This is a genomic window from Caballeronia sp. ATUFL_M2_KS44, from assembly GCF_023630965.1.
In the GTDB taxonomy this organism is placed as follows: Bacteria; Pseudomonadota; Gammaproteobacteria; order Burkholderiales; family Burkholderiaceae; genus Caballeronia; species Caballeronia concitans.
Window position 1 is genome coordinate 434976 of the sequence record NZ_JALQEA010000057.1, and the last position, 21255, is coordinate 456230.

The following is a 21255-nucleotide window of genomic DNA, read 5'->3' on the forward strand; positions in this document are numbered from 1 at the left end:
CCTACCCGCTCTGCGCCGCGCCCGCGCGCTTGGCGATGAGCGTCGGCAAGCGCGGCAGCATGTGCGGCCAGTGCGTCGCTTCACGCGCCAGATGCGCGACGAGGCCGTGCAAGCCGAACTGATCCGCCGCGAGCCGCGCAATCACGCGACGCGCGATCACCCACACATCGACATCCGGCGCGACCGCGTGCGCCATGCGCTCGATCGTTTCCATCGACCGCGAGAGCATGACGGCCCGCGACGCAATCCGCCCGTGCGCCGCGCTGAACCGATGCTCCGCGGGCGCCGTGCCAATCGCGCCGAAGAGATGCGAAACGTTCGTCGCGCGGCACGCTTGCGGCGACGAGAACCGCTCCGCCTCCCGCCGATACGTCGCTTCCACGCGCACCTCGTGATGCGCCGAGTGCGTATCCGGCCGCCCGTGCTCGAGATGCGCGCGCGCCGCCGCCTTGTGATCGCCGTCGAGCAGCGCATTCGAGACGCCCACCATGAACTCGCGCTCGTGCGCGGCGAAGAAGGTCATCGGGTTATCGGCTTCGAGCACGATCTGCCCGAACGTTCCCGGCTCGATGCTCACGCGCGCGCCCGCCGCGTCCAGTCCCGCGTGATAGAAGCCCTGGCCGAGCGCCATTTCGAAGAACGCTTCGATGAGCGTCGCGACGAGATCCGCCTGTTCCAAGCCGTGCGATGCGAGCGCGTGCGCATCGGCGAGCGGCACGGTGTCGATTGCGCGCGTCGTCAAAATCGTGTCGCTGCAGAAATCCCAGAGCACTTCGGGCACGGCGATGCGGTCGTCGTCGCGCAGACGGTAACGCAGATAGCTTTGGTCGGCGGCGCGCTGGCGCAGGTCGATCATCGAATCGACGTTCTCGCGTGCGAGGCGCACGCATTCGGCCGCGTGAAGTTCGCGCGCCACGGGCGAACGCCGCTCCGCGAAGCGCGCGGCGGCGAGCGCGAGATCGAGATCGTCGATCAACTCCTGACGCGCGTCGGCGCGCAGCAGCGTGATACGCACCGGAACGCCGCCGATGCGCGCCGCGTGCGTCTGCTCCGCAATGCCCGAGCGCAGCGGCAAAAGGCTCACGCCGTCGATATCGGCGCGGGGCGCGGCCGCCAGCGCGAGCGCGCACGCGACGCGAAACTGCTCGGCATCGTAAGGCGCGAAGAGGCCGTCCATCTCGGTCAACGCCACGCGCACCGCCGTTTCCGCCAGCGCCGGATGACGCGTGAGCACGCCCGACACCGCCGTCAGCATGCGCGGCAACTGCGTGAGCGCCGGCACGCCCGCGGAGAGCGGCGCGGCGCGCGCGCCGTGTTGCGCGAAGAAACGCGCGACGTGCTGCATCGACGCGCCGTCCCGCGTCGAACGGCTTTCACGCACGAATGCCCTGCCAAGACGCCACAGCGTCGCGAGTCGTCGAACGGGCACGGTCGGGTTCCTGTTAGATTTCGAACGATGGCTGCGGCATCCGGCTTGCTTGCGCATCAAGCACGATCCGGTCCCGTCGCGGCCACTGCTTCGGTTTCCTGCTTATTCGATTCCCTGCCTATCGCTTCCTTCACGCTCATGCAAAAAGAATCCAGAAACGAATCAAGCGCCAGGCATCAGGATAATGCGTTCACTGCCTTGCGTCACGCACTCGAATCCGAAGGCAGCGGCGTACGCACTTTCGTTGTCTTTCACGATGGTCAGCTAGCTTTCGAACACTATCGGCACGATTCATCGCCCGAGACGCTCGAAAAGATCAACTCGGCGACGAAGAGCGTCGTGGGGCTCGCGGTCGGCATCGCGCTCGGCGAAGGATTGCTGCCGAGCCTCGATGCGCCTATCTCCGACTTCATCGACGCCGCGCGCAATCCCGCGCTCGACGACCGCGTGGGAAGCATCACGTTGCGACATCTGCTGACCATGACGGCGGGCTTCGAGTGGGACCAGAGCGCCATCGACGATTGCGTGCTCGGCCCGTGCGAGCGCTTCGCCGGCGGCGAAGACCGGCTGATGTTCGTGCTGTCGCGGCCCATCGTTCATGCGCCCGGCGCGCAGTTCGTCTACGACACGCACGCGGTGCAACTGCTGTCCATCGCGGTCGAAGCGGTGGCGGGCCGGACGCTCGAACAATACGTGCGCGAGAAGCTGTTCGCGCCGCTTGGCATCGATACCTACGAATGGATCGCCGATGAAGCCGGCCACACGTTCGCCGGACGCGGCCTCCTCCTGCGCGCGCGCGACATGGCGAAGCTCGGCGCGCTGATGCTCGACCGTGGCGGGCAGATCATCGATGCATCGTTTGTGGAAGACGCCGTGTCCGTTCACAGCGAAGGCGGCCCGCCGATGCATGACGCGCACTACGGCTATCTCTGGTGGATCGCGCCGCGCTATTTCTTCGCGGCGGGATTCGGCGAGCAGTTCGTCTTCGTGGCGCCGGAAGAGCGCATCGTCGCGGCGGTGACATGCGATAACGACGACGTGCACAAGGACGTCCGCGCGTTGTTCGAGCGGCATGTGCTGCGCCTCGACAGCGATTGATGTGTTCTCCCGGCTCGTCGTCAGAAGCTCCATCTCAAAAACGTATATTTTTGTCGATCGGCGGTGCGAAGCATTTTCGATACTGTATCTTTATGGCGTCGCGCAACAACGTATCAATATCGAGAACGACCGAAGCGAGACTTCGATCGGCGCTCGATAACGCTTACGCAGCACCCTCCCGCGCCAAAACACGATCATCAGAAACGAAGGACGCCATGCAGCCGCCGGCCGACCAATCTATCGAAAAAGCGATGTACATTCTCGGGCAAATCGGCGCGATCATTTGTCACGAACGCGGACCGCGCCCGAACACGGCCATTCTGACGTCGATGGCCTCGCGCCCCGCCGAAGGTTTTTGGCACGCCGTATCGCACATGAACGAATTGTGTCCGGCCATCCGCGGCCCGCGACGCGCGCTGCTTCAATGGAAGCGCAGGGAAGTCGGCCGCCTGAGCCGGATGCTGCCGCATCCGCTGCCGAGCGATGCCTGCTCGCAAACGCAAATGCCGTTCTGGGCCGGCTACTGCCAGTATTGGGATGACGTGTTGAAGCAGCACGTCGAGTGCGAGAGCGAACAGACTGCCGTCGCCATCGACGAGATTCCCGCGCGACGCGTCAACGCCTGAACGCGCCGAATTTGCCGCCGCTTTCGTTCAACATTCGCGCGCGCGATACGGCTCGTACGTCGCGAAATACGTGCGCATGACGTGGATCATGCGCTCCGGTTCCGTCGGTTTGATGAAATAGCCATTGAAGCCCGTGCGCTGCGCGCGCGCCCGGTCGTCGGGACACGTGCGGCCCGTGTGGGCGATGAGCATCATCGAAAGATCGAGCGCGCGGATTGCTTCCGCTGCTTCCCAGCCGTCGCCGAGCGGCATCATCAGATCGAGCAGCACGACGCCGGGCCGCCACTTGCGCGCGAGCGTGACCGCATCGAGGCCGGTGTGCACGGCGCGCACGCTGAAATCGGCATCTTCGAGCGCAAGACACAGCGCGCGGGTGGCGTCGAGATCGTCGTCGGCGACCAGGACGCGCGGCTCATCGTGATGGGCGGCGCGCACGGGAATCTGCCATACGGCTTCTTCCGGGATGTGTGCCTGTCGTTGCATCGTTTGCATGTCGTGGGCCTCGAAGTGTCCGTGGTATCGAGCAACCCGTGTACCGCGCCGCAACACCCGGGCGCATTCTCAGGCGGCACGCGGGGCGCACGCTTTGCACTTCGGGAATACCCGATGCCCGAACGCGAGCATCGCAGGAACAGTTTGCGAAGCTTTTGCACCACGAATGGAACGGAAAATGACGCGAGCGAACACCGCGCGTCGCGGGTTCGTCCCACATAGCGAGGCAACACGATGTTCGTCGTCTACTGGCTCGATGGCGATGCCGGCGAGCAAAGCCAGGCGCGCCACCAAAAATTCGATGCCACCGCGCTCGGCGAGGCCTTGCGTTTCGTCGAAGCATTGCGAAAGCGCCAGGCCGAAGGCGATGCGATTAGCTTCGTCACGCTGTGCAGCGAGAATCCGCAGTCGGTCGGCAAGCCGGGCGCGGCCGATCCGCCCGCCGGTTACGACTGGAAGAAACGGCGGCGCTGACTGCGCGCCGAACCCTCATTTGCTGCTAAGTCTGCGCGCCGATCATGCCTCCATGCCGCTTTCATCCCGATGCGGCAATCCGAACCGGAGGCCATCATGTACAAGCACATTCTCGTCGCGGTAGGCACGAGCCTCAGCCAGAGCGCCCTTTGCGCCGCCATCGCACGCGCGCGCGAGTGCAACGCGCGGCTGACCGCGCTGCATGTCGTCGATAAAACGCCGTGGTGGGCGGTCGTCACCGGCGACTGCAACACGCGCGACACGGCCGCGCTCATCGACGACCACGCCCGCGCGCTCACCCGCTATAGCGTGCGGCAGATCGAGAGCGCGGGCATCGACGGAACCGGCATCAGCATGACGCTGCCGCCGGGCGTGACGGTCGGCGAGGCCATCGCGAAAGCGGCGGTCGAAACGGGCGCGGACCTCATCGTGCTCGGCGGCGAGACGGATTCCGGCTGGGCGCACGGCCGCGAGCGCCTGCGCGACGTGGTGTGCGCGAAAGCACGCTGCGATGTGCTGATCGCGGCGCATCGTGCACGGGAAGTTCATGAGGAAGCCGAAGCGCATGCGCTGGCGTGATACGTCTCACAACGCCCGCTGCAACTGCTCCGCGAGCTGCACGATGCCGATGCAAATCTGCTTCTCGCGCCGCGCATCCAGCCGGCCGACCGGCACGCTCGTCGATACCGCGACGCGCTTGCCCGCCGGCGTCGTGCCGACATACGCCGCGAAGCACGCGAGCCCTTCGGCGACTTCTTCGCGCTCGATTGCGAGACCGCTCGCGCGTATCGACGCCAGTTCGCGCAGCAACGCGGCGCGGCGCGTGATGGTTCGCGGCGTCACCGCTTCGAGACGCTCGGGCAATCGCTCGATGACCGCGTCGTCCGGCAAGCCCGCGAGCAGCGCCTTGCCGAGCGCGCAGCAATGCGCGGGCAGCCGCGAGCCGAGATCCGATACGAGCCGCACCGGCCGATGCGCGTCCTCCCGCGCGACATACACCACCTGCACGCCGTCGAGCACGGCGAGTTGCACGACCTCGTTGTGCTTGTTGATGAACGCGCCCGCGCCCTCGCGAAACGCCGCCTGCAGCTTGTCGTGACGCACATAGGCGTTGCCGAGTTCGAACAGGCCGACGCCGATCACGTAGCCGTCGTCGCGCTTCTCGATCCATTGCATGCGCGCGAGCGTGTCGAGCATCAGATAAAGCGTGCTGCGCGAGAGGCCGGTGTGCTCCGCGAGCGTCGCGGCGCGCACCGGTTTCGCGGCGGCGGCGAGCGCTTCGAGAATGTCGTTCGCGCGGCGCAGCGCGGGGACGTCGTAGGTTTTTTCCATGAGACGCATCAACTGAAGGAAGCACGATGCTCCAGCATATTGGACAAACATGCAACCCGATGGACAGTCACGCGGCCCCAAGCTACGATCGATTTCCCTTTTCCGACGCACGGTAAATCACTCATGCAGCCCGTCTCCATTGCCTCCTGCCTGCCCGAAGACCTAGCCGACGCCGTGCTGATCGGCCGCGTGTGGCGTCCCGCGCCCGTCGATGGTCCCGCCGTCGTCGCGGTGCGCAATGGCGAAGTGTTCGACATCACGCGCGCCGTCCCGACGACCGCCGATCTCTTCGATCGTCCGGACGCGCTCGATATCGCCCGCAACGCGCCGGGGGAATCGCTCGGTTCCGTTCAGGACCTGCTGCAGGCGACGCTCGATTCGACCGCCAACAGCCCGCGCCTGCTCGCGCCGTGCGACGTGCAGGCGGTCAAGGCGTGCGGCGTCACGTTCGCGGTGAGCCTGCTGGAACGCGTGATCGAAGAGCAGGCCGGCGGCGACGCGAGCAAAGCGCAGGAAGTGCGCGACACCATCAACAAGCTGATCGGCGCGGATCTCTCGAAGATCAAGCCCGGCTCGGAAGCCGCGATGAAGCTGAAGGCCGAGCTGGAGCGTCGCGGCGCGTGGTCGCAATACATGGAAGTGGGCATCGGGCCGGACGCGGAAGTGTTCTCGAAGTCGCAGCCGATGTCGTCGGTGGGCTTCGGCGCGGCGGTCGGGCTGTATCCGACGTCGCAATGGAACAATCCGGAGCCGGAGATCGTGCTGGCGGTGAACGCGCGTGGCGAGATCGTCGGCGCGACGCTCGGCAACGACGTGAACCTGCGCGACATCGAAGGCCGCAGCGCGCTTCTGCTCGGCAAGGCGAAGGACAACAACGCGTCGTGCTCCATCGGCCCGTTCGTGCGTCTCTTCGACGACGCCTTCACGCTCGACACGGTGCGCGGCGCGAGCCTGTCGCTGCGCATCGAAGGTGTCGACGATAACTTCGTGCTCGAAGGCGTGAGCCACATGAGCGAAATCAGCCGCGATCCGGCCGATCTCGTCGCGCAGACGCACGGCGCGCATCATCAATATCCGGACGGCTTCGTGCTCTTCCTCGGCACGATGTTCTCGCCGATCAAGGATCGCGACACGGAAGGCGGCGGCTTCACGCATCATCTCGGCGATGTCGTGACGATCTCCACGCCGACGCTCGGCGCGCTCGTCAACACGGTGCAACTGTCGACGGAAATCGAGCCGTGGACGTTCGGCGTGCGCGCGTTGTACCGGAATCTGGCCGCGCGGGGATTGCTCGCGGCGCAGTGACCGCCGCTGGGCAAAGCCGCTAATCAGCCTTTGCCCAGCCCGAATTTGCGCGTCGGCGCCGCTTTCGTCACCACTTGCACCGGCGTTTCCATGAACGGCGACAAATCGCGCTCGCGCCGCCGTTCGACCAGCGCCTTCACCGCCACGTCCAGCCCGAACACCGCCTGCCGCGCGCCGAACTGCTCGACGGTCGCGAGCAAGCGGCCGTCGTCAAGCATCGGGCGGACGGCGTCGATATTGTTGTAGCCCGTCACGAGCACCTGCCCTTTCTTGCCGGCGATGCGGATCGCTTCGATCGCGCCCATCGCGATGTTGTCGTTCGCGCACAGCATGCCGCGCAAGCCGGGGCGCGCGTAGAGCATTTGCAGCGCGATCGCCTTGCCGCTCTCGAAGGTCCAGTCGCCGGTATCGGTGGCGGTGACGCGCGTCCCTGCGGCGGTCATCGCTTCGCGAAAGCCGACGGTGCGCTGCTGCGCGTTGCGGTCGTTCGGCGGTCCTTCGATGATCGCGACTTCATCGCCGGGTTTCAGCTTCGAACCGAGATACGCGCCGACGAGCCGCGCGCCGCGCCGGCTGTCCGGGCCGACGAACGGGATCGTCACGTGCGCGGCTTCCTGCGCGGCGTCGTCGAACGGATTGTCGATCGCGATCACGATGATGCCCGCCGCGATCGCCTTCGCGGCCACCGGAACGAGCGCCTTCGAATCGGTCGGCGCGATCACGATGGCGCTGGTCTTCGCCTCGATGAGCGACTCGATGATGCGCGCCTGCCCCGCGACGTCGTTGTCCGTGAGCGTGCCGTGCGTCGTCAGATCGAGTTGCGATGCGTAATGCCGCTGGTAGTTCTTCGCGCCGTCGATCATCGAGGTGACGAACGGATCGCCGAGCGATTTCATCACGAGCGCGACGCTCGCCTTGCCATCGGACAGCGCGGCCGCGAAACGGCTGGCCGCGAGCCCGCACGCGCTCAGGGCGCAGGCGGTGAGCAGACGGCGGCGGGCGGGACTTCTCATGGAGACGGATGGGGAATCGGCGGTCGGCCCATTGTAGACGCGTAGTCGCGCGCGGCTTCAAGGTTCGCGACGCGCCTCCCACGCCAGCGCGACGAACGCCGCGCACAGCGCTTCCATGCCGGCCGCGTCTTCTTCGTCGAAACGGCCGGGTTGCGGGCTGTCCACGTCCCACACGCCGACGAGCGTGCCGTCGCTTGCGACGAGCGGCACGACGATCTCCGAGCGCGACGCCGAATCGCACGCAATGTGGCCGGGGAACGCATCGACGTCGGGAACGACCTGCGTTGTCCTATCGCGCGCCGCCGTGCCGCACACGCCGCGTCCGAGCGCGATCCGCACGCACGCGGGCTTGCCCTGGAATGGACCGACGACGAGTTCGTCGCCGTCGAAGAGATAGAAGCCGGCCCAGTTGAGGTCAGGCAGCGTGTGATAGACGAGCGACGCGAAATTCGCCGCGTTCGCGATGAAATCGGTTTCATCGCCGATCAGCGAGCGAACCTGCTGCAAGAGGTCGTCGTATTGCGCGGCCTTGGTGGCGTGCGCGGCGGTCGAAATCGTGTACATGGCGGCGTCTCAAAAAAGTCTCATCGACGATAGCACAGCGCGCATTCCGGCGTTTCGCGCAGCAGAAAGCCGTCTGCAAACCGTGTCGCGTACTGTTCGCAAGAACGCGGTGCGCCGCGTCCAGCAACGCTCTTCGGGATTTCCCTCGTTTACATCGAGGCGCCGTCGTCTTTAAATAAATCAACTTGATTTAATTAATGGCCGCAGACGACGGTCACTCACCGGAGACACCGCGTGAAATCCCCGAGCGGCAGAGGCAGCAATTCAGCAACCGTGCGCCGATACAACGAACGTCTGCTCCTGCAGACGCTGCGGCGCACCGAACCCGCATCCAAGGCCGAACTGGCGCGTCATGCGAATCTGACGAGCACGGCGGTCGGCGGCATCGTCGATTCGCTCGCGAAGGCGGGTCTGATCGAATACACCGGACGCCGGCTCGACGGCCAGCGCGGCCAACCCGCGTCGATGCTGCGGCTCGACCCGCGCGGCGCGTTCGGCATCGGCGTGCGGCTGGATCGCACGAGCATCGAGACGGTGCTCGTCAACTTCGCGGGCGAAGTGCTCGCCCGCAGCGCAATCGATACCGTGCTCCCGCATCCGTCCGACGTGCTCGAAATCGTCCAGCGCGACATCGACGGCATGCTCGGACTCTTGAGCGCCGCCGAGCGCGATCGGCTGACGGGCGTGGGCGTCGCGCAGCCGTACAACCTCGGCAGTTGGCTGCGCGAACTGGGCGTGAGCGCCGATACCGTCAGCGCCGACACCTTCCGCGCCTGGGACGAAACCGACTTTCCCGCCGCGTTGTCCCGCGCGATCGGCCTGCCGGTCTTCGGCGAAAACGACGGCAACGCCGCCGCGACCGCCGAACTGTTCTACGGCCACGGCCGCCGCTGCGACGACTTCGTGTACCTTTTTCTCGGCTCGGCGATCGGCGGCGGCATCGCGATCGACGGCGACTGTCTGCGCGGCGCGACCGGCAACGCGGGCGACATCGGCGTGATTCCCGTGCCGCCGAGCCGCCTGCCCTCCGCGCCGCAGCCGCCGGGCGCGTGGGACATTCTGCTCGCACGGGCGTCGCTTAATGCGCTCGCGCGGCATCTGCGCCATTGCGGCGCGCCGGCGGACAACCGCATCGACTTGCAGGCGTGCATCGAGCAGCGTCTTCCCGCCGTCGACGAATGGATCGACGACTGCATCGAAGCGCTCGCGCCCGCCTTGCGCACGGCGCTCTGCGTGCTCGACGTGCCGATGGTCGTGCTCGACGCCGACATCGACGGCGGCCTGCTCGACCGCATCATTCAGCGTCTTTTCGCGACGATGACCGCCAACGCGCCGGAAGCGCGCGGCACGCCGGCCATCGTGCGCGGCAGTTTCGGCCCGGACGCGGGCGCGATCGGCGCAGCCACGCTGCCGATGTTCTTCAACTTCTCGCCGCGCGTCGGGCTGCATCGCGCTGCGGCTGTCAAATCGCAGGAGGTCGACCATGCCGCATGATTCCCCCGGATCGCCGCACACCGGCACGCCGCTGCTCGAAATGCGCGGCATCAGCAAGACGTTTCCGGGCGTGCGCGCGCTCAACGACGTGCGCCTGTCCGTCTATCCCGGCGAAGTGCATTCGCTGATGGGCGAAAACGGCGCGGGCAAATCCACGCTCATGAAGATCCTGTCCGGCGCGTATCAGGCCGACGCGGGCGGGCAGATTCTGATCGACGGCCAGCCCGTCACCATCGACGGGCCGCTGGCCGCGCGCTCGCTCGGCGTCGCCGTGATCTATCAGGAACTGAGCCTCGCGCCGAATCTTTCGGTGGCGGAAAACATCTACGCCGGACGCGAACTGCGGCGCGGCAGGCTGGTGGATCGCGCGGGCATGGAGCGCGGCTGTCTGGACGTGCTCAAGCGCCTGGGCGCGGCGTTCAAGCCGCATACGCTCGTCGGCGATCTGTCGATTGCGGAGCGGCAGCTCGTCGAAATCGCGCGCGCCGTGCATGCGAAGGCGCGCATCCTCGTGATGGACGAGCCGACCACGCCGCTCTCCTCGCGCGAAACCGATCGGCTGTTCGAACTCGTGCGCCAACTGCGCGCGGAAGGCATCGCGATCATCTACATCAGTCATCGGATGGCCGAAATCTACGAACTGAGCGACCGCGTTTCCGTGCTGCGCGACGGCGCGTATGTCGGCACCTTGATGCGCGACGAACTGTCCGCCGAAAGCCTCGTGCGCATGATGGTCGGCCGCGACATCTCCGGCTTCTACAAGAAGGAGCACGCGCCCTACGATCCGGGCCACGTGGTGCTGTCCGTGCGCGATATCGCCGACGGCAACCGCGTGCGCGGCTGCAGTCTGGATCTGCACGCGGGCGAAGTGCTCGGCATCGCGGGACTGGTCGGCGCGGGACGCACGGAACTCGCGCGCCTCATCTTCGGCGCGGAGGAACGCAAGCGCGGCGAAGTGTCGATGCACGGCAAGCCGCTCAAGCTGCGCACGCCGCGCGACGCCATCGACGCGGGCCTCGTCTATCTCACCGAAGACCGCAAGGGACAGGGGCTTTTCCTCGACATGAGCGTGCGCGACAACATCAACGTCGCGGTCGCCGGACGCGATGCCAAAGCCGGCGTGATGGACATCGCGCGCGGCAATGCGCGGGCGCGCGACGCGATCGCCGCGCTCTCGATTCGCGTGCCGAATGCGCGCGTGAACGCGGGCGCGCTGTCGGGCGGGAATCAGCAGAAGGTGCTGCTCTCGCGTCTGCTGGAAACGCGCCCGCACGTGCTGATCCTCGACGAACCCACGCGCGGCGTCGATATCGGCGCGAAGTCGGAGATTTATCGAATCATCAACGATCTCGCGCGCTCGGGCGTCGGCGTGATCGTGATATCGAGCGAGCTGCCGGAAGTGATCGGCGTGGCGGATCGCGTGCTCGTGATGCGCGAAGGCGAAATCGCGGGCGAGCTGGGCGGGCATTCGGGCAAGCCGATCTCGCAGGAAGGCATCATCGAACTGGCGACCGGCTCGCGGGCCGCGCTCGATCAGGCGGCATAGCACATATCGGAGAGAGACATGAGCAACTTGACCAAGCAGCACGACAAGGTCGCCGCGCCGGGCGTGGCCGAACGGCAGACGCGCATCGAGCATCGCGAACGCATGCAGGTGCTGATGCGCACCGCCGGCATGCTGCCGGTGCTGATTCTGCTGTGCATCGGATTCGGCATCGTCACGGACGGCTTCTTCAGCCTGCAGAACATGTCGATCGTCACGCAGCAGGCGTCGATCAACATCGTGCTCGCGGCGGGCATGACTTTCGTGATTCTGACGGGCGGTATCGATCTGTCGGTGGGATCGGTGCTGTCGGCGGCGGCGGTGACGGCGCTGCTCGCATCGAACCTGCCGGGCATGGGCTGGCTCGGCGTGCCTGCGGCGCTCGCGGTCGGTTTGGGCTTCGGCGTGATCAACGGCGCGCTCATCGCTTTGTTGAAACTGCCGCCGTTCATCGTGACGTTAGGCTCGCTGACCGCCGTGCGCGGCATCGCGCGGCTCATCGGGCACGACACGACCATCTTCAACCCGCAACTGCCGTTCGCGTTCATCGGCAACGAAACGGTGCTGGGCGTGCCGTGGCTCGTCATCATCGCGATCGCGGTCGTCATCGTCTCGTGGTTCATCCTGCGGCGAACGGTGCTCGGCCTGCGCATCTATTCGGTCGGCGGCAATCCGGAAGCGGCGCGGCTCTCGGGCATCAAGGTGTGGGGCATCCAGATGTTCGTCTACGCGATGTCCGGCCTGCTCGCGGGTCTCGGCGCGGTGATGTCGGCGGCGCGGCTCTATGCGGCGAACGGTTTGCAACTCGGCCAGTCTTATGAACTCGATGCCATCGCCGCAGTGATTCTCGGCGGCACGAGCTTCGTCGGCGGCGTCGGGTCGATCGTCGGCACGCTGGTGGGCGCGCTCATCATCGCGGTGCTCTCGAACGGGCTCGTGCTGCTCGGCGTGTCGGACATCTGGCAGTACATCATCAAGGGGCTCGTGATCATCGGCGCGGTGGCGCTCGATCGTTACCGCCAGCGCGGATCGGCGCGCACGTAATCCGAATCTGCATCATCCGGGCGCGCGCAGGTCCGCGCGCGTCCGGCCAACACGAACGGACCCATCCGGAGACAACAAACATGCGCAAGAAGAAACTACTCGCGAGCGTCGCACTCGCGCTCGGATTCACGATGACGCTCCCGGCCCACGCCGCCGACAAGCCGCTGAAGGCCATCGGCATCACGGTCGGCTCGCTCGGCAATCCGTACTTCGTGACCATTTCGAAGGGCGCGGAAGCGAAAGCCAAGACGATCAATCCGAACGTGAGGGTCACGTCGGTATCGTCCGATTACGACATGAACAAGCAGTTCACGCAGATCGACAACTTCATTTCGGCGCACGTGGACATGATCCTCATCAACGCCGTCGATCCGAAAGCGATCGAGCCGGCGATCAAGAAGGCGAAGGCGGCGGGCATCGTCGTGGTCGCGGTCGATGTCGCGGCGGCGGGCGCGGACGCCACCGTGCAGACCAACAACGTGCAGGCGGGCGAACTCGCGTGCGACTATCTCGCGAAGAAGTTGAACGGCAAGGGCAACGTGGTGATCGAGAACGGGCCGCAGGTGTCGGCGGTGATCGACCGCGTGAACGGCTGCAAGACCGTGCTCGCGAAGAATCCGGGCATCAAGGTGCTGTCCGACGATCAGGACGCGAAAGGCTCGCGCGAAGGCGGCATGAACGCGATGCAGGGCTATCTCACGCGCTTTCCCAAGCTCGACGGCGTCTTCGCGATCAACGATCCGCAAGCCATCGGCACCGATCTCGCGGCGAAGCAATTGCAGCGCAAGAACATCGTGATCACGTCGGTGGACGGCGCGCCGGATATCGAAACCGCGCTGAAGAGCGACACGCTCGTTCAGGCTTCCGCGAGCCAGGATCCGTGGTCGATGGCGCAGCAGGCGGTGAGCGTCGGCTATGGCTTGATGAACGGCCAGAAGCCGAGCAGCACGATGATCCTGATGCCGTCGACGCTCGTCACACGCGAGAATGTGGGCAGCTACAAGGGCTGGTCGTCGCCGCACTGAGCGGTCTTGCCGTGCATGCGCGGCGGGCGCGGCGTTTCGTACGCCCGCCGCGCACACGGCGTATCCTGTGGCTTCTCGCGGTTCCATCGCAAAGCAGCGCTCACAGGAGAAACTGAATGGCCAGGGTCGAAGTCAAGGTTCCGCAGCTTTCCGAGTCCGTCACGGAAGCAACCATGCTCCCGTGGAAGAAGAAAGCGGGCGACCCCGTGACGCAAGACGAAATTCTCGTCGAACTCGAAACCGACAAGGTCGTGCTCGAAGTGCCCGCGCCATCGTCGGGCGTGCTCGCGGAAGTGCTGAAGCAGGAAGGCGATATCGTTCACGCCGATGAACTGCTCGCCGCGATCGACACCGACGCCAAAGCCGCCGCTGCACCGGCTCCTGCTGCACCCGCTCCTGCCGCGGAAAAGGCCGCCGCGCCTGAAAAGCCCGCCGCGCAGACCGCTCCTGCGCCTTCCTCTTCCTCTTCCACCCAAAAAGCCGACTTCGATGTCATCGTGATCGGCGCCGGCCCCGGCGGATACATCGCCGCGATTCGCGCCGCGCAGCTCGGCATGTCGGTGGCGTGCGTCGAAGAGTGGATCAATCCGGCCGGCAAGCCGAAGCTCGGCGGCACGTGCCTGAATGTCGGCTGCATTCCGTCGAAAGCGCTGCTCGCGTCGTCCGAGCAATTCGAGAACGCGCGCCTGCACCTCGGCGATCACGGCGTCAACGTGGAGAACGTGAGCCTCGATCTCGGCAAGCTGATCGGCCGCAAGGAAGCGATCGTCGAGAAGATCACGGGCGGCGTCGAGTTTCTCTTTCGCAAGAACAAGATCACGTGGCTCAAGGGCCACGGCAAGCTCGCGGGCAAGGACGGCGGCAACTTTCGCATCGACGTGAGCGGCGGCGACACGAGCGGCAGCCATACCGCGAAGCACGTGATCGTCGCGACGGGATCGAAAGCGCGGCATCTGCCGAACGTGCCCGTGGACAACCGCATCGTGTCCGATAACGAAGGCGCGCTCGCGTTCGATTCCGTGCCGAAGAAGCTCACGGTGATCGGCGCGGGCGTGATCGGGCTGGAACTCGGCTCGGTGTGGCGCAGGCTCGGCGCGGAGGTGACGATTCTCGAAGCGCTGCCCGACTTCCTCGGCACCACCGACAGCGCGCTGCAAAAAGAAGCCGCCAAGCTCTTCAAGAAGCAAGGGCTGAACATTCATCTGGGCGTGAAGATCGAGAAGGTCGAGTCGTCGGAGAAAGGCGTGTCCGTTTCTTATAGCGATAAGGACGGCGGCGCGCAGACGCTCGAATCGGACCGGCTGATCGTCTCGATCGGACGCGTGCCGAACACGGACAATCTCGGACTGGATTCGATCGGCCTGGCGGTGGATGCGCGTGGCTTCATTCCCGTCGACGGCCATTGCGCGACGAAAGTCGCGAACGTGTACGCGATCGGCGATGTCGTGCGCGGCCCGATGCTCGCGCACAAGGCCGAGGACGAAGGCGTGCTGGTGGCGGAGATCATCGACGGGCAGAAGCCGCATATCGACTACAACTGCATTCCGTGGGTGATCTACACGCATCCGGAAATTGCGTGGGTCGGGCAGACGGAGCAGGCGCTGAAGGCCGAAGGCCGCGAGTACAAGAGCGGCCAGTTCCCGATGATGGCCAACGGTCGCGCGCTCGGCATCGGCGAAACGGACGGCTTCATCAAGGTTATCGCCGATGCGAAAACCGACGAGATTCTCGGCGTTCACATCATCTCGGCGAACGCGTCGGACTTGATCGCCGAGGCGGTCGTCGCGATGGAGTTCAAGGCGGCGTCGGAAGATATCGGCATCATTTCGCATCCGCATCCGTCGCTGTCGGAAGTGATGCGCGAAGCGGCGCTTGCGGTGAACAAGCGCGCCTTGAATATCTGACGCCTCGCCGCGTGCCTCAGACTCGCCGCGGCGCCCACACGCGCAACAGCGAATACAGCCGGTCGATGTCGATCGGCTTCGCCAGATAATCGCTCGCGCCCGCGGCGAGACATTGCTCCTGATCGTCCTTCATCGCCTTCGCGGTGATCGCGATGATCGGCAGCTTCCTGAAGCGCGCGTCCTCGCGGATGCGCCGCGTCGCTTCCAGCCCGTCCATGCCGGGCATCATCACGTCCATCAGCACGACATCGATATTCGGATTCCGGTCGAGCGCCTCGATCGCCTCGAATCCGTTGCGGCCGATATCGACCTTCAGGCCCTGATGCTCCAGCGCGCTCGACAGCGAAAAGATATTGCGGATGTCGTCGTCCACGAGCAGCACGCGGCGGCCGTCCAGCACGCGATCGCGCGCGCGGGAAACGTGCAGCATCGCTTGCCGGTCGGCGGAAAGATCGGACTCGACCTTGTGCAGGAACAGCGTGACTTCATCGAGCAAACGCTCGGGCGAACGCGCGCCCTTGATGATGATGGACTTCGAATAGCGCATCAGTTCCGCTTCTTCGTCGCGCGTCAGGTTGCGGCCCGTATAGACGATGACCGGCGGAAACGAGAACGCATCCGTCGACGCCATCTCGCGCAGCAGATCGTTGCCCTGCATGTCGGGCAGCTTGAGGTCGATGATCATGCAGTCGAACACCGTCGTCTTAAGCAGTTCGAGCGCATCGCGGCCGAACTCGACGGGCGTGATCTCCACGTCCTTGTCGCTGATCAGCTCGACGATGCTTTGCCGCTGACGCGCATCGTCTTCCACGAGCAGCACGCGCTTGATCTTCTGGCTGCTCTTTTCTTCGAGCCGCTGGAAGATGCCGGTCAGTTGGTCGCGCGTCGTCGGTTTCACCGCATAGCCGATCGCGCCGAGATGCAGCGCGGCCTCCGTTCTGTCCGACGCCGACACCACATGCACCGGAATATGCCGCGTCTTCGGATTCGCCTTCAGTTCCTGCAGCACGACGAGACCCGAGCGGTCCGGCAAGCCGATGTCGAGCAGAATCGCGCTCGGCGAACGTTCCTGCGCGAGCCTGAGCGACTCGCTCGCGGTGCCGCTCACGATGCATCGATAGTTCAGTTCGTGCGCGAGATCGAGCAGGATGCGCGCGAACTCCGGCTCGTCTTCGATCACGAGCACGAGACGCCGATGCAGCGCGGTTTCGAAGCGGTCGTCGTCGATGACGGGCACGCTCGGCGGCAATTCGACGGGATCGTCGATCACCGGCTCGGGCTGCGCTTCTGGCGCCGGTTCGGGTGCAGGCAAGGGCGCTTCGAAGACGAGAGGCATCGTCAGCGTGAAGGTGCTGCCCTCGCCCGGCGCGCTTTCCACGGCGATCCGTCCGCCGAGCAAATGCGCGAGGCTGCGCGATATCGACAAGCCCAAGCCCGTGCCGCCGTAATGACGGCTCGCGGTGCCGTCGGCTTGCTGAAACGCTTCGAAGATCGTTTCGAGCTGATCGCGCGCAATGCCGATGCCCGTATCCTTCACGACGAACTCCACCGCGCCTTCGCCCGCGCAACGCAGCGTGAGCGAGACTCGGCCGGCATCGGTGAACTTCACCGCGTTCGAAAGCAGGTTCTTCAGTATCTGTTCGAGACGACGGAAATCGGTCGTGAGGTTCGGCAGGTCGGCGTTCTCGCTCTTGATATCGAGCGCGAGCTTCTTCTGGCGCGCGAGCGGATCGAACGTGCGCGCAAGCGATTCCATCACGCGCGCGACCGGCGCTTCCTCGATGTGAAGGTCGAGCTTGCCCGCTTCGACCTTCGACAGATCCAGAATGTCGTTGATGAGATCGAGGAGATCGTTGCCCGCCGAATAGATGGTATCGGCGTACTTGACCTGATCCGCCGTGAGATTGCCGCTCCGGTTCTCCGAGAGCAGCCGCGCGAGAATCAGCGAGCTGTTGAGCGGCGTGCGCAACTCGTGCGACATGTTCGCGAGGAACTCGGACTTGTATCGGCTCGCGCGTTGCAGCGCTTCCGCGCGCTGTTCGAGCTCGCCTTGCGCGGCGTTGAGCGCGGCGTTGCGTTCGTCGAGCACGCGCGCCTGATCGGCGAGCTGTTCGTTGGTCTGCTCCAGTTCCACCTTTTGATTCGCGAGATACGCCTGCGCGTGCGAAAGCGCCGTCGTCTGCTGTTCCAGTTCTTCGTTCGTCGTGCGCAGTTCTTCCTGCTGCGTCTGCAGTTCTTCGTTCAACTGCTGCGTTTCTTCGAGCACTTGCTGCAGCCGCTCGCGATACTGCGCCGCCTCGACGAAATCGCCGACATTGTGCGCGATGGTTTCAAGGAATTGCCGATCGCGTTCGGTGAGCGCGTGCATCGCGCCGAGTTCGATCGCGCCGCTCGCGCGGCCTTCGTTTTCGATCGGCAAGATGACGATGCTCCCCGGCGTGTTCGCGCCGAGCGCCGACGTCACCTTCCAGTAGCCGGACGGCACGTTGTCGATGCGCGTGAGCTTGCGCGCATGCACCGCCTGTCCGACGAGACTCTTCACGCCCGACAGCGATTCCGGCGCAAGCCCGCTTTCCGGATCGAAGCCGAAGGCCGCGGTGCGCTTCAATTCGCCGTCCGGTTCGCGCACATAGAACGCACCGAGCGACACGTTCAGGTAATCGGCGAGGAAATCGAGGATCGTCTGGCACAGCTTGTCGACGGATAGCCGGCCGATCACTTTCTCCGCGAGTTGCGTTTGCCCGTCGCGCAGCCACGCCTGTTCCTGCAACGCGCGCGCCTGTTTTTCGTGCTCGGTGATGGCGAGACCGAATGCGTTCGATAACTGCATCAGTTCGCGCCGGCCGAAGATCGCGAGGATCACGGAAAGCGTGAGGCTCAAAATCAGAAAGCCGACGACGGTGATGGTCGTCAGCTGCTTCGCCGATTCCACGCGTTGCAGCCGCAACGTCTGCTCGATATTGAGGAACGCGTCGAGTTCGCGCAGCGTCTCCGTGCGCTCGGCGGCGCCGCGTCCCGATCGCACGATCGCGGCGGTGTCGTCGAGATCACGGCGGGCTTCGATGAGCGCATCGGCGGCCTTGTCCCATTGCGCTTGCAACGCGCGAATGCGGATCAGCCGGTCGACTTGCGGCGCGTTGTCGGACACGAGTTCGGCGAGCGTGTCGATATCGGCGGCGAGCTTCGGCCGCGCGGTTTCGTAAGGTGCGAGAAAGGCGTCGTCGCCGGTCAGCAGGAAGCCGCGCAACGCGCTTTCCTTTTCGCCGACGAGCCGCCCGATTTCCTGCGTGTTGCCGATGACACGCTCCGAATGCTCGACCCAGTTGATGCCCGACACGAGATACAGCACGAGCGCGACGAACGCGACCGCCGTGACGACGCCCGTGCCGAGCGGCAGCGCGATGTTGCGAAAGAGAATTCGACGAAAGCGCGATTCGTCGACACCGGAACGCAAAGGCATGGACAGCTCCGAATGGCATGAGCGTCGCCGGCGGCGGCACAGGGGCGCGTGACGTCGCGGCGCGTCAAAAATTGTTGTTTTCGTGGACCGGTGCGAATCATAACCGGTATGACGGCAATCGCCCGGAGCCGCGCGCACCGCCCGCTGAACGCCTGCGCAAGTCGCCCTACAATGAGGCGGCGGCCATCAACGGCTCGCGCGCCGTCGAATCACGCTGCTGTCTTTATCGTTCTGCAAGCTTTGTCGAATTGCATCAACCGATCCCTGCGGCCTTGCCCGGTCGCAAGACAATTCAACCGATTCGTGGAGAGGATATGAACGCACTGACTGGCAAGAAACTCACTGTGTCGATGATCGTGGCGGCCTTCGCGCTCGCCGCCGCGCCGGTATCGCATGCGCAGGACGCGAGCGACACCACGCAGGCGGCGCCGCAGACGAAGGCGCAGAAGAAGGCCGCGCGCAAGGAGGCGCGCGCGAAGAAGAACGCCGAACTGAAGAAGCTCGAAGCGGCGGGCTATGACCCCGCGCGTCGCGACGATGCGTCGTATCCGCAAGACATACAGAACGCGCAGAAGAAGGCGGGCATCGGACAAGGGGCGAGTCAGTAACGCGCGGATCAGCCGCTGGTTGCGTTCGCCGCGCTCGTCGATTCAGGCACGCACGTGAAGTTGACGGTGGATGTCTGTTCTTCGAGCGATCGCACGCCGCTCGTGCTTTCCGAGCGCACGAGAACGTGTTGCCGGCGCGCCTTGCAGTAATCGCTGGCGGCGTCCATCGCCCGGTTTCGCGCGGTCACCCACGACATGCGCGTGCCGGTCGCCTTGCCGGTCACGCTGTAGACGCCGGATTGCGGACCAGCGGTGATTTCGCTCGCGGTGCCGCATGCCGCGAGCGCGCAGAGCAGCAGCGACACGCTCATCGTGCGGCTTGAAAAGAAATCGATCATGCGTTCGTGGAACTGAAATTCGAAAGGGACGCATGGTACAACCGTCCTCGAATTCCTTCACGGATCATACGAAAGCGGCCGGCGCACGTAATGTGCGCCGGCCGCCGTCATGACGCTTCACGATGTTTCGATCCGGTCGAGCAGCCGCTGAAGCCGCGCATGCTGAGACGGCATGAGTCCGGGCGTCGACATCGCCTGTTCGACGCGAGCGCGCCAGTAGGTCTTCGAAAAGAGTGAATTCGCGCCATCGAGGTTCAGCACCTGTTCGAGATGCGCGATGGCCGAATCGAGTTGATTCACGTTATAGGGACGTGCGCCCGTGCAGGAATCGTCCATTGGAAGTGATGCCGGCACGCGCCGTTGCGCGCGCAGCCGGCGATATTCGTTCGTGAATTGACGACGCAGCGCGAAGCCAACGCTCCGCGCTGCCAAGAAAATACGGCGATGCGGCTGCCATGCCGCACGCGCATCAGTGCATGTGCTGACCGCCGTTGATCGCGATGTTCGAGCCGGTCACGAAGCCCGCATCGTCCGAGCACAGGAACGCGACGAGCGCCGCCACTTCTTCCGGCTTGCCGAGGCGGCCGGCGGGAATCTGCGGCAGGATCTTCGAATCGAGGATCTCTTGCGGAATCGCGGTCACCATCTTGGTCGCGAGATAACCCGGCGAAATGGTGTTCACCGTCACGCCCTTTCGCGCCACTTCGAGCGCGAGCGACTTCGTGAAGCCGTGCATGCCCGCTTTGGCCGCCGAGTAGTTCGTCTGGCCGATCTGCCCTTTCGATCCGTTCACCGACGAGATATTGATGATGCGGCCCCATCCGCGCGCGACCATCTCTTCGCACACCGGCTTCGTCATGTTGAACACGGAGTCGAGATTCGTGCGCAACACGGCGTCCCAGTTCACCTTCGTCATCTTCTTGAACGTCGTGTCCTGCGTGATGCCCGCGTTGTTGACGAGGATATCGATCGCTCCGACTTCGCGTTGAATCTTCGCGATGCAGTGCTGGCTGGCGTCGTAGTCGGCGACGTCGACCGGATAGGCGCGGAAGTTGCGGCCCTCGCGATCCATCTGCGCGAGCCACTCCGACACGATCGTGTTGCCCGGCGAATGCGTCACGACGACGGCGAAACCCGCGTCGTTCAGCTTGATGCTGATTGCTTCGCCCAGACCGCCCATGCCACCGGTTACGACTGCGATTCGCTTAGTCATGCTAATAGTCCTCTCTCAGGTTCTTGCCACTCGGTTCAATCCCGGCGGCGCATCGATTGTTTTTTATTGCGCGACGCCGGGAGATGCTTACTTCATGTTGCCATTACTCGATGCACGCTCACGCACACTCACGGACGCTCGAGCGCCAGCGCGACGCCCATGCCGCCGCCGATGCACAGCGACGCCAGGCCCTTCTTCGCATCGCGCTTCTGCATCTCGTGCAGCAGCGTGACGAGAATCCGGCAGCCCGATGCGCCGATCGGATGACCGATCGCAATCGCCCCGCCGTTCAC

Annotated in this window: 20 protein-coding genes and 1 pseudogene; 11 read left to right on the top strand and 10 right to left on the bottom strand. The window is 65.0% G+C overall.

Annotated elements, in window-relative coordinates:
• Position 1 precedes the first annotated feature (1 nt).
• Positions 2-1429: an AarF/UbiB family protein gene (locus NCR39_RS25685; protein WP_250455104.1), complete on the bottom strand. Its 1428-nt coding sequence runs from the start codon at positions 1427-1429 to the stop codon at positions 2-4.
• Between the two features lie 198 nt (positions 1430-1627).
• On the opposite strand from NCR39_RS25685, the gene NCR39_RS25690 reads away from it, so the two are divergent.
• On the top strand, positions 1628-2527 hold the full coding sequence (locus tag NCR39_RS25690) for a serine hydrolase domain-containing protein (RefSeq protein WP_250455106.1): 900 nt from the start codon (positions 1628-1630) through the stop codon (positions 2525-2527).
• Positions 2528-2742: 215 nt separating this feature from the next.
• Positions 2743-3153 carry a hypothetical protein gene (locus tag NCR39_RS25695; RefSeq protein WP_250455108.1) on the top strand — a complete coding sequence of 137 codons (411 nt, stop codon included), beginning with the start codon at positions 2743-2745 and terminating at the stop codon, positions 3151-3153.
• Between the two features lie 27 nt (positions 3154-3180).
• Here NCR39_RS25695 and NCR39_RS25700 read toward each other — a convergent pair whose 3' ends face one another.
• A complete protein-coding gene (locus NCR39_RS25700; RefSeq protein WP_250455110.1) occupies positions 3181-3636 on the bottom strand; it encodes a response regulator in 456 nt (151 codons plus the stop codon).
• 243 nt (positions 3637-3879) lie between these two features.
• Between NCR39_RS25700 and NCR39_RS25705 the strand changes: the two genes are divergently transcribed.
• Positions 3880-4119 (top strand): hypothetical protein, encoded by a 240-nt coding sequence (locus NCR39_RS25705; RefSeq protein ID WP_250455111.1) that lies wholly within the window; start codon positions 3880-3882, stop codon positions 4117-4119.
• A gap of 96 nt (positions 4120-4215) precedes the next feature.
• Positions 4216-4698 carry a universal stress protein gene (locus NCR39_RS25710; RefSeq protein WP_250455114.1) on the top strand — a complete coding sequence of 161 codons (483 nt, stop codon included), beginning with the start codon at positions 4216-4218 and terminating at the stop codon, positions 4696-4698.
• A gap of 6 nt (positions 4699-4704) precedes the next feature.
• Here NCR39_RS25710 and NCR39_RS25715 read toward each other — a convergent pair whose 3' ends face one another.
• Positions 4705-5451, bottom strand: coding sequence for an IclR family transcriptional regulator (locus tag NCR39_RS25715; RefSeq protein ID WP_250455116.1), 747 nt, complete (start codon positions 5449-5451; stop codon positions 4705-4707).
• Between the two features lie 123 nt (positions 5452-5574).
• On the opposite strand from NCR39_RS25715, the gene NCR39_RS25720 reads away from it, so the two are divergent.
• Complete coding sequence (locus NCR39_RS25720) at positions 5575-6756, top strand: fumarylacetoacetate hydrolase family protein (protein ID WP_250455118.1); 1182 nt, start codon at positions 5575-5577, stop codon at positions 6754-6756.
• Positions 6757-6779: 23 nt separating this feature from the next.
• On the opposite strand, the gene NCR39_RS25725 is transcribed toward NCR39_RS25720, so the two are convergent.
• The gene (locus tag NCR39_RS25725; RefSeq protein ID WP_250455120.1) at positions 6780-7769 is read right to left on the bottom strand and encodes a substrate-binding domain-containing protein; all 990 of its coding nucleotides are present in this window, start codon (positions 7767-7769) and stop codon (positions 6780-6782) included.
• 57 nt (positions 7770-7826) lie between these two features.
• Positions 7827-8333 carry a free L-methionine (R)-S-oxide reductase MsrC gene (gene msrC / locus NCR39_RS25730; RefSeq protein WP_250455122.1) on the bottom strand — a complete coding sequence of 169 codons (507 nt, stop codon included), beginning with the start codon at positions 8331-8333 and terminating at the stop codon, positions 7827-7829.
• A 234-nt stretch (positions 8334-8567) separates the two neighbouring features.
• Between msrC and NCR39_RS25735 the strand changes: the two genes are divergently transcribed.
• From NCR39_RS25735 to lpdA, 5 genes are all read left to right on the top strand, one after another.
• Complete coding sequence (locus tag NCR39_RS25735; RefSeq protein WP_250455124.1) at positions 8568-9827, top strand: ROK family transcriptional regulator; 1260 nt, start codon at positions 8568-8570, stop codon at positions 9825-9827.
• The gene (locus NCR39_RS25740; RefSeq protein WP_250455126.1) at positions 9817-11373 is read left to right on the top strand and encodes a sugar ABC transporter ATP-binding protein; all 1557 of its coding nucleotides are present in this window, start codon (positions 9817-9819) and stop codon (positions 11371-11373) included. Before NCR39_RS25735 ends, NCR39_RS25740 begins: the two co-directional genes overlap by 11 nt.
• 18 nt (positions 11374-11391) lie before the next feature.
• Positions 11392-12414 carry an ABC transporter permease subunit gene (locus NCR39_RS25745; RefSeq protein WP_250455128.1) on the top strand — a complete coding sequence of 341 codons (1023 nt, stop codon included), beginning with the start codon at positions 11392-11394 and terminating at the stop codon, positions 12412-12414.
• Positions 12415-12494: 80 nt separating this feature from the next.
• Entirely contained in the window at positions 12495-13439 is a 945-nt protein-coding gene (locus tag NCR39_RS25750; protein ID WP_502800278.1) for an ABC transporter substrate-binding protein, read from the top strand.
• A 116-nt stretch (positions 13440-13555) separates the two neighbouring features.
• The gene (gene lpdA / locus NCR39_RS25755; RefSeq protein WP_250455130.1) at positions 13556-15343 is read left to right on the top strand and encodes a dihydrolipoyl dehydrogenase; all 1788 of its coding nucleotides are present in this window, start codon (positions 13556-13558) and stop codon (positions 15341-15343) included.
• A 16-nt stretch (positions 15344-15359) separates the two neighbouring features.
• On the opposite strand, the gene NCR39_RS25760 is transcribed toward lpdA, so the two are convergent.
• On the bottom strand, positions 15360-18803 hold the full coding sequence (locus tag NCR39_RS25760) for a response regulator (RefSeq protein ID WP_250455132.1): 3444 nt from the start codon (positions 18801-18803) through the stop codon (positions 15360-15362).
• Positions 18804-19117: 314 nt separating this feature from the next.
• Here NCR39_RS25760 and NCR39_RS25765 point away from each other — a divergent pair, with 314 nt between their 5' ends.
• Positions 19118-19411, top strand: a complete 294-nt coding sequence (locus NCR39_RS25765; protein ID WP_250455134.1) for a DUF4148 domain-containing protein — start codon at positions 19118-19120, stop codon at positions 19409-19411.
• A gap of 8 nt (positions 19412-19419) precedes the next feature.
• Here the strand turns inward: NCR39_RS25765 and NCR39_RS25770 are convergent, their stop codons facing one another.
• The 4 genes and pseudogenes from NCR39_RS25770 to NCR39_RS25785 all read right to left on the bottom strand — a co-directional run.
• Positions 19420-19749, bottom strand: coding sequence for a hypothetical protein (locus NCR39_RS25770; RefSeq protein WP_250455136.1), 330 nt, complete (start codon positions 19747-19749; stop codon positions 19420-19422).
• A 117-nt stretch (positions 19750-19866) separates the two neighbouring features.
• Positions 19867-20085, bottom strand: coding sequence for a hypothetical protein (locus NCR39_RS25775; RefSeq protein WP_250455138.1), 219 nt, complete (start codon positions 20083-20085; stop codon positions 19867-19869).
• 133 nt (positions 20086-20218) lie between these two features.
• Positions 20219-20962, bottom strand: coding sequence for an acetoacetyl-CoA reductase (gene phbB, locus NCR39_RS25780; RefSeq protein WP_250455140.1), 744 nt, complete (start codon positions 20960-20962; stop codon positions 20219-20221).
• A gap of 128 nt (positions 20963-21090) precedes the next feature.
• A pseudogene (locus NCR39_RS25785) lies at positions 21091-21255 on the bottom strand (acetyl-CoA C-acetyltransferase); the annotation flags it as partial.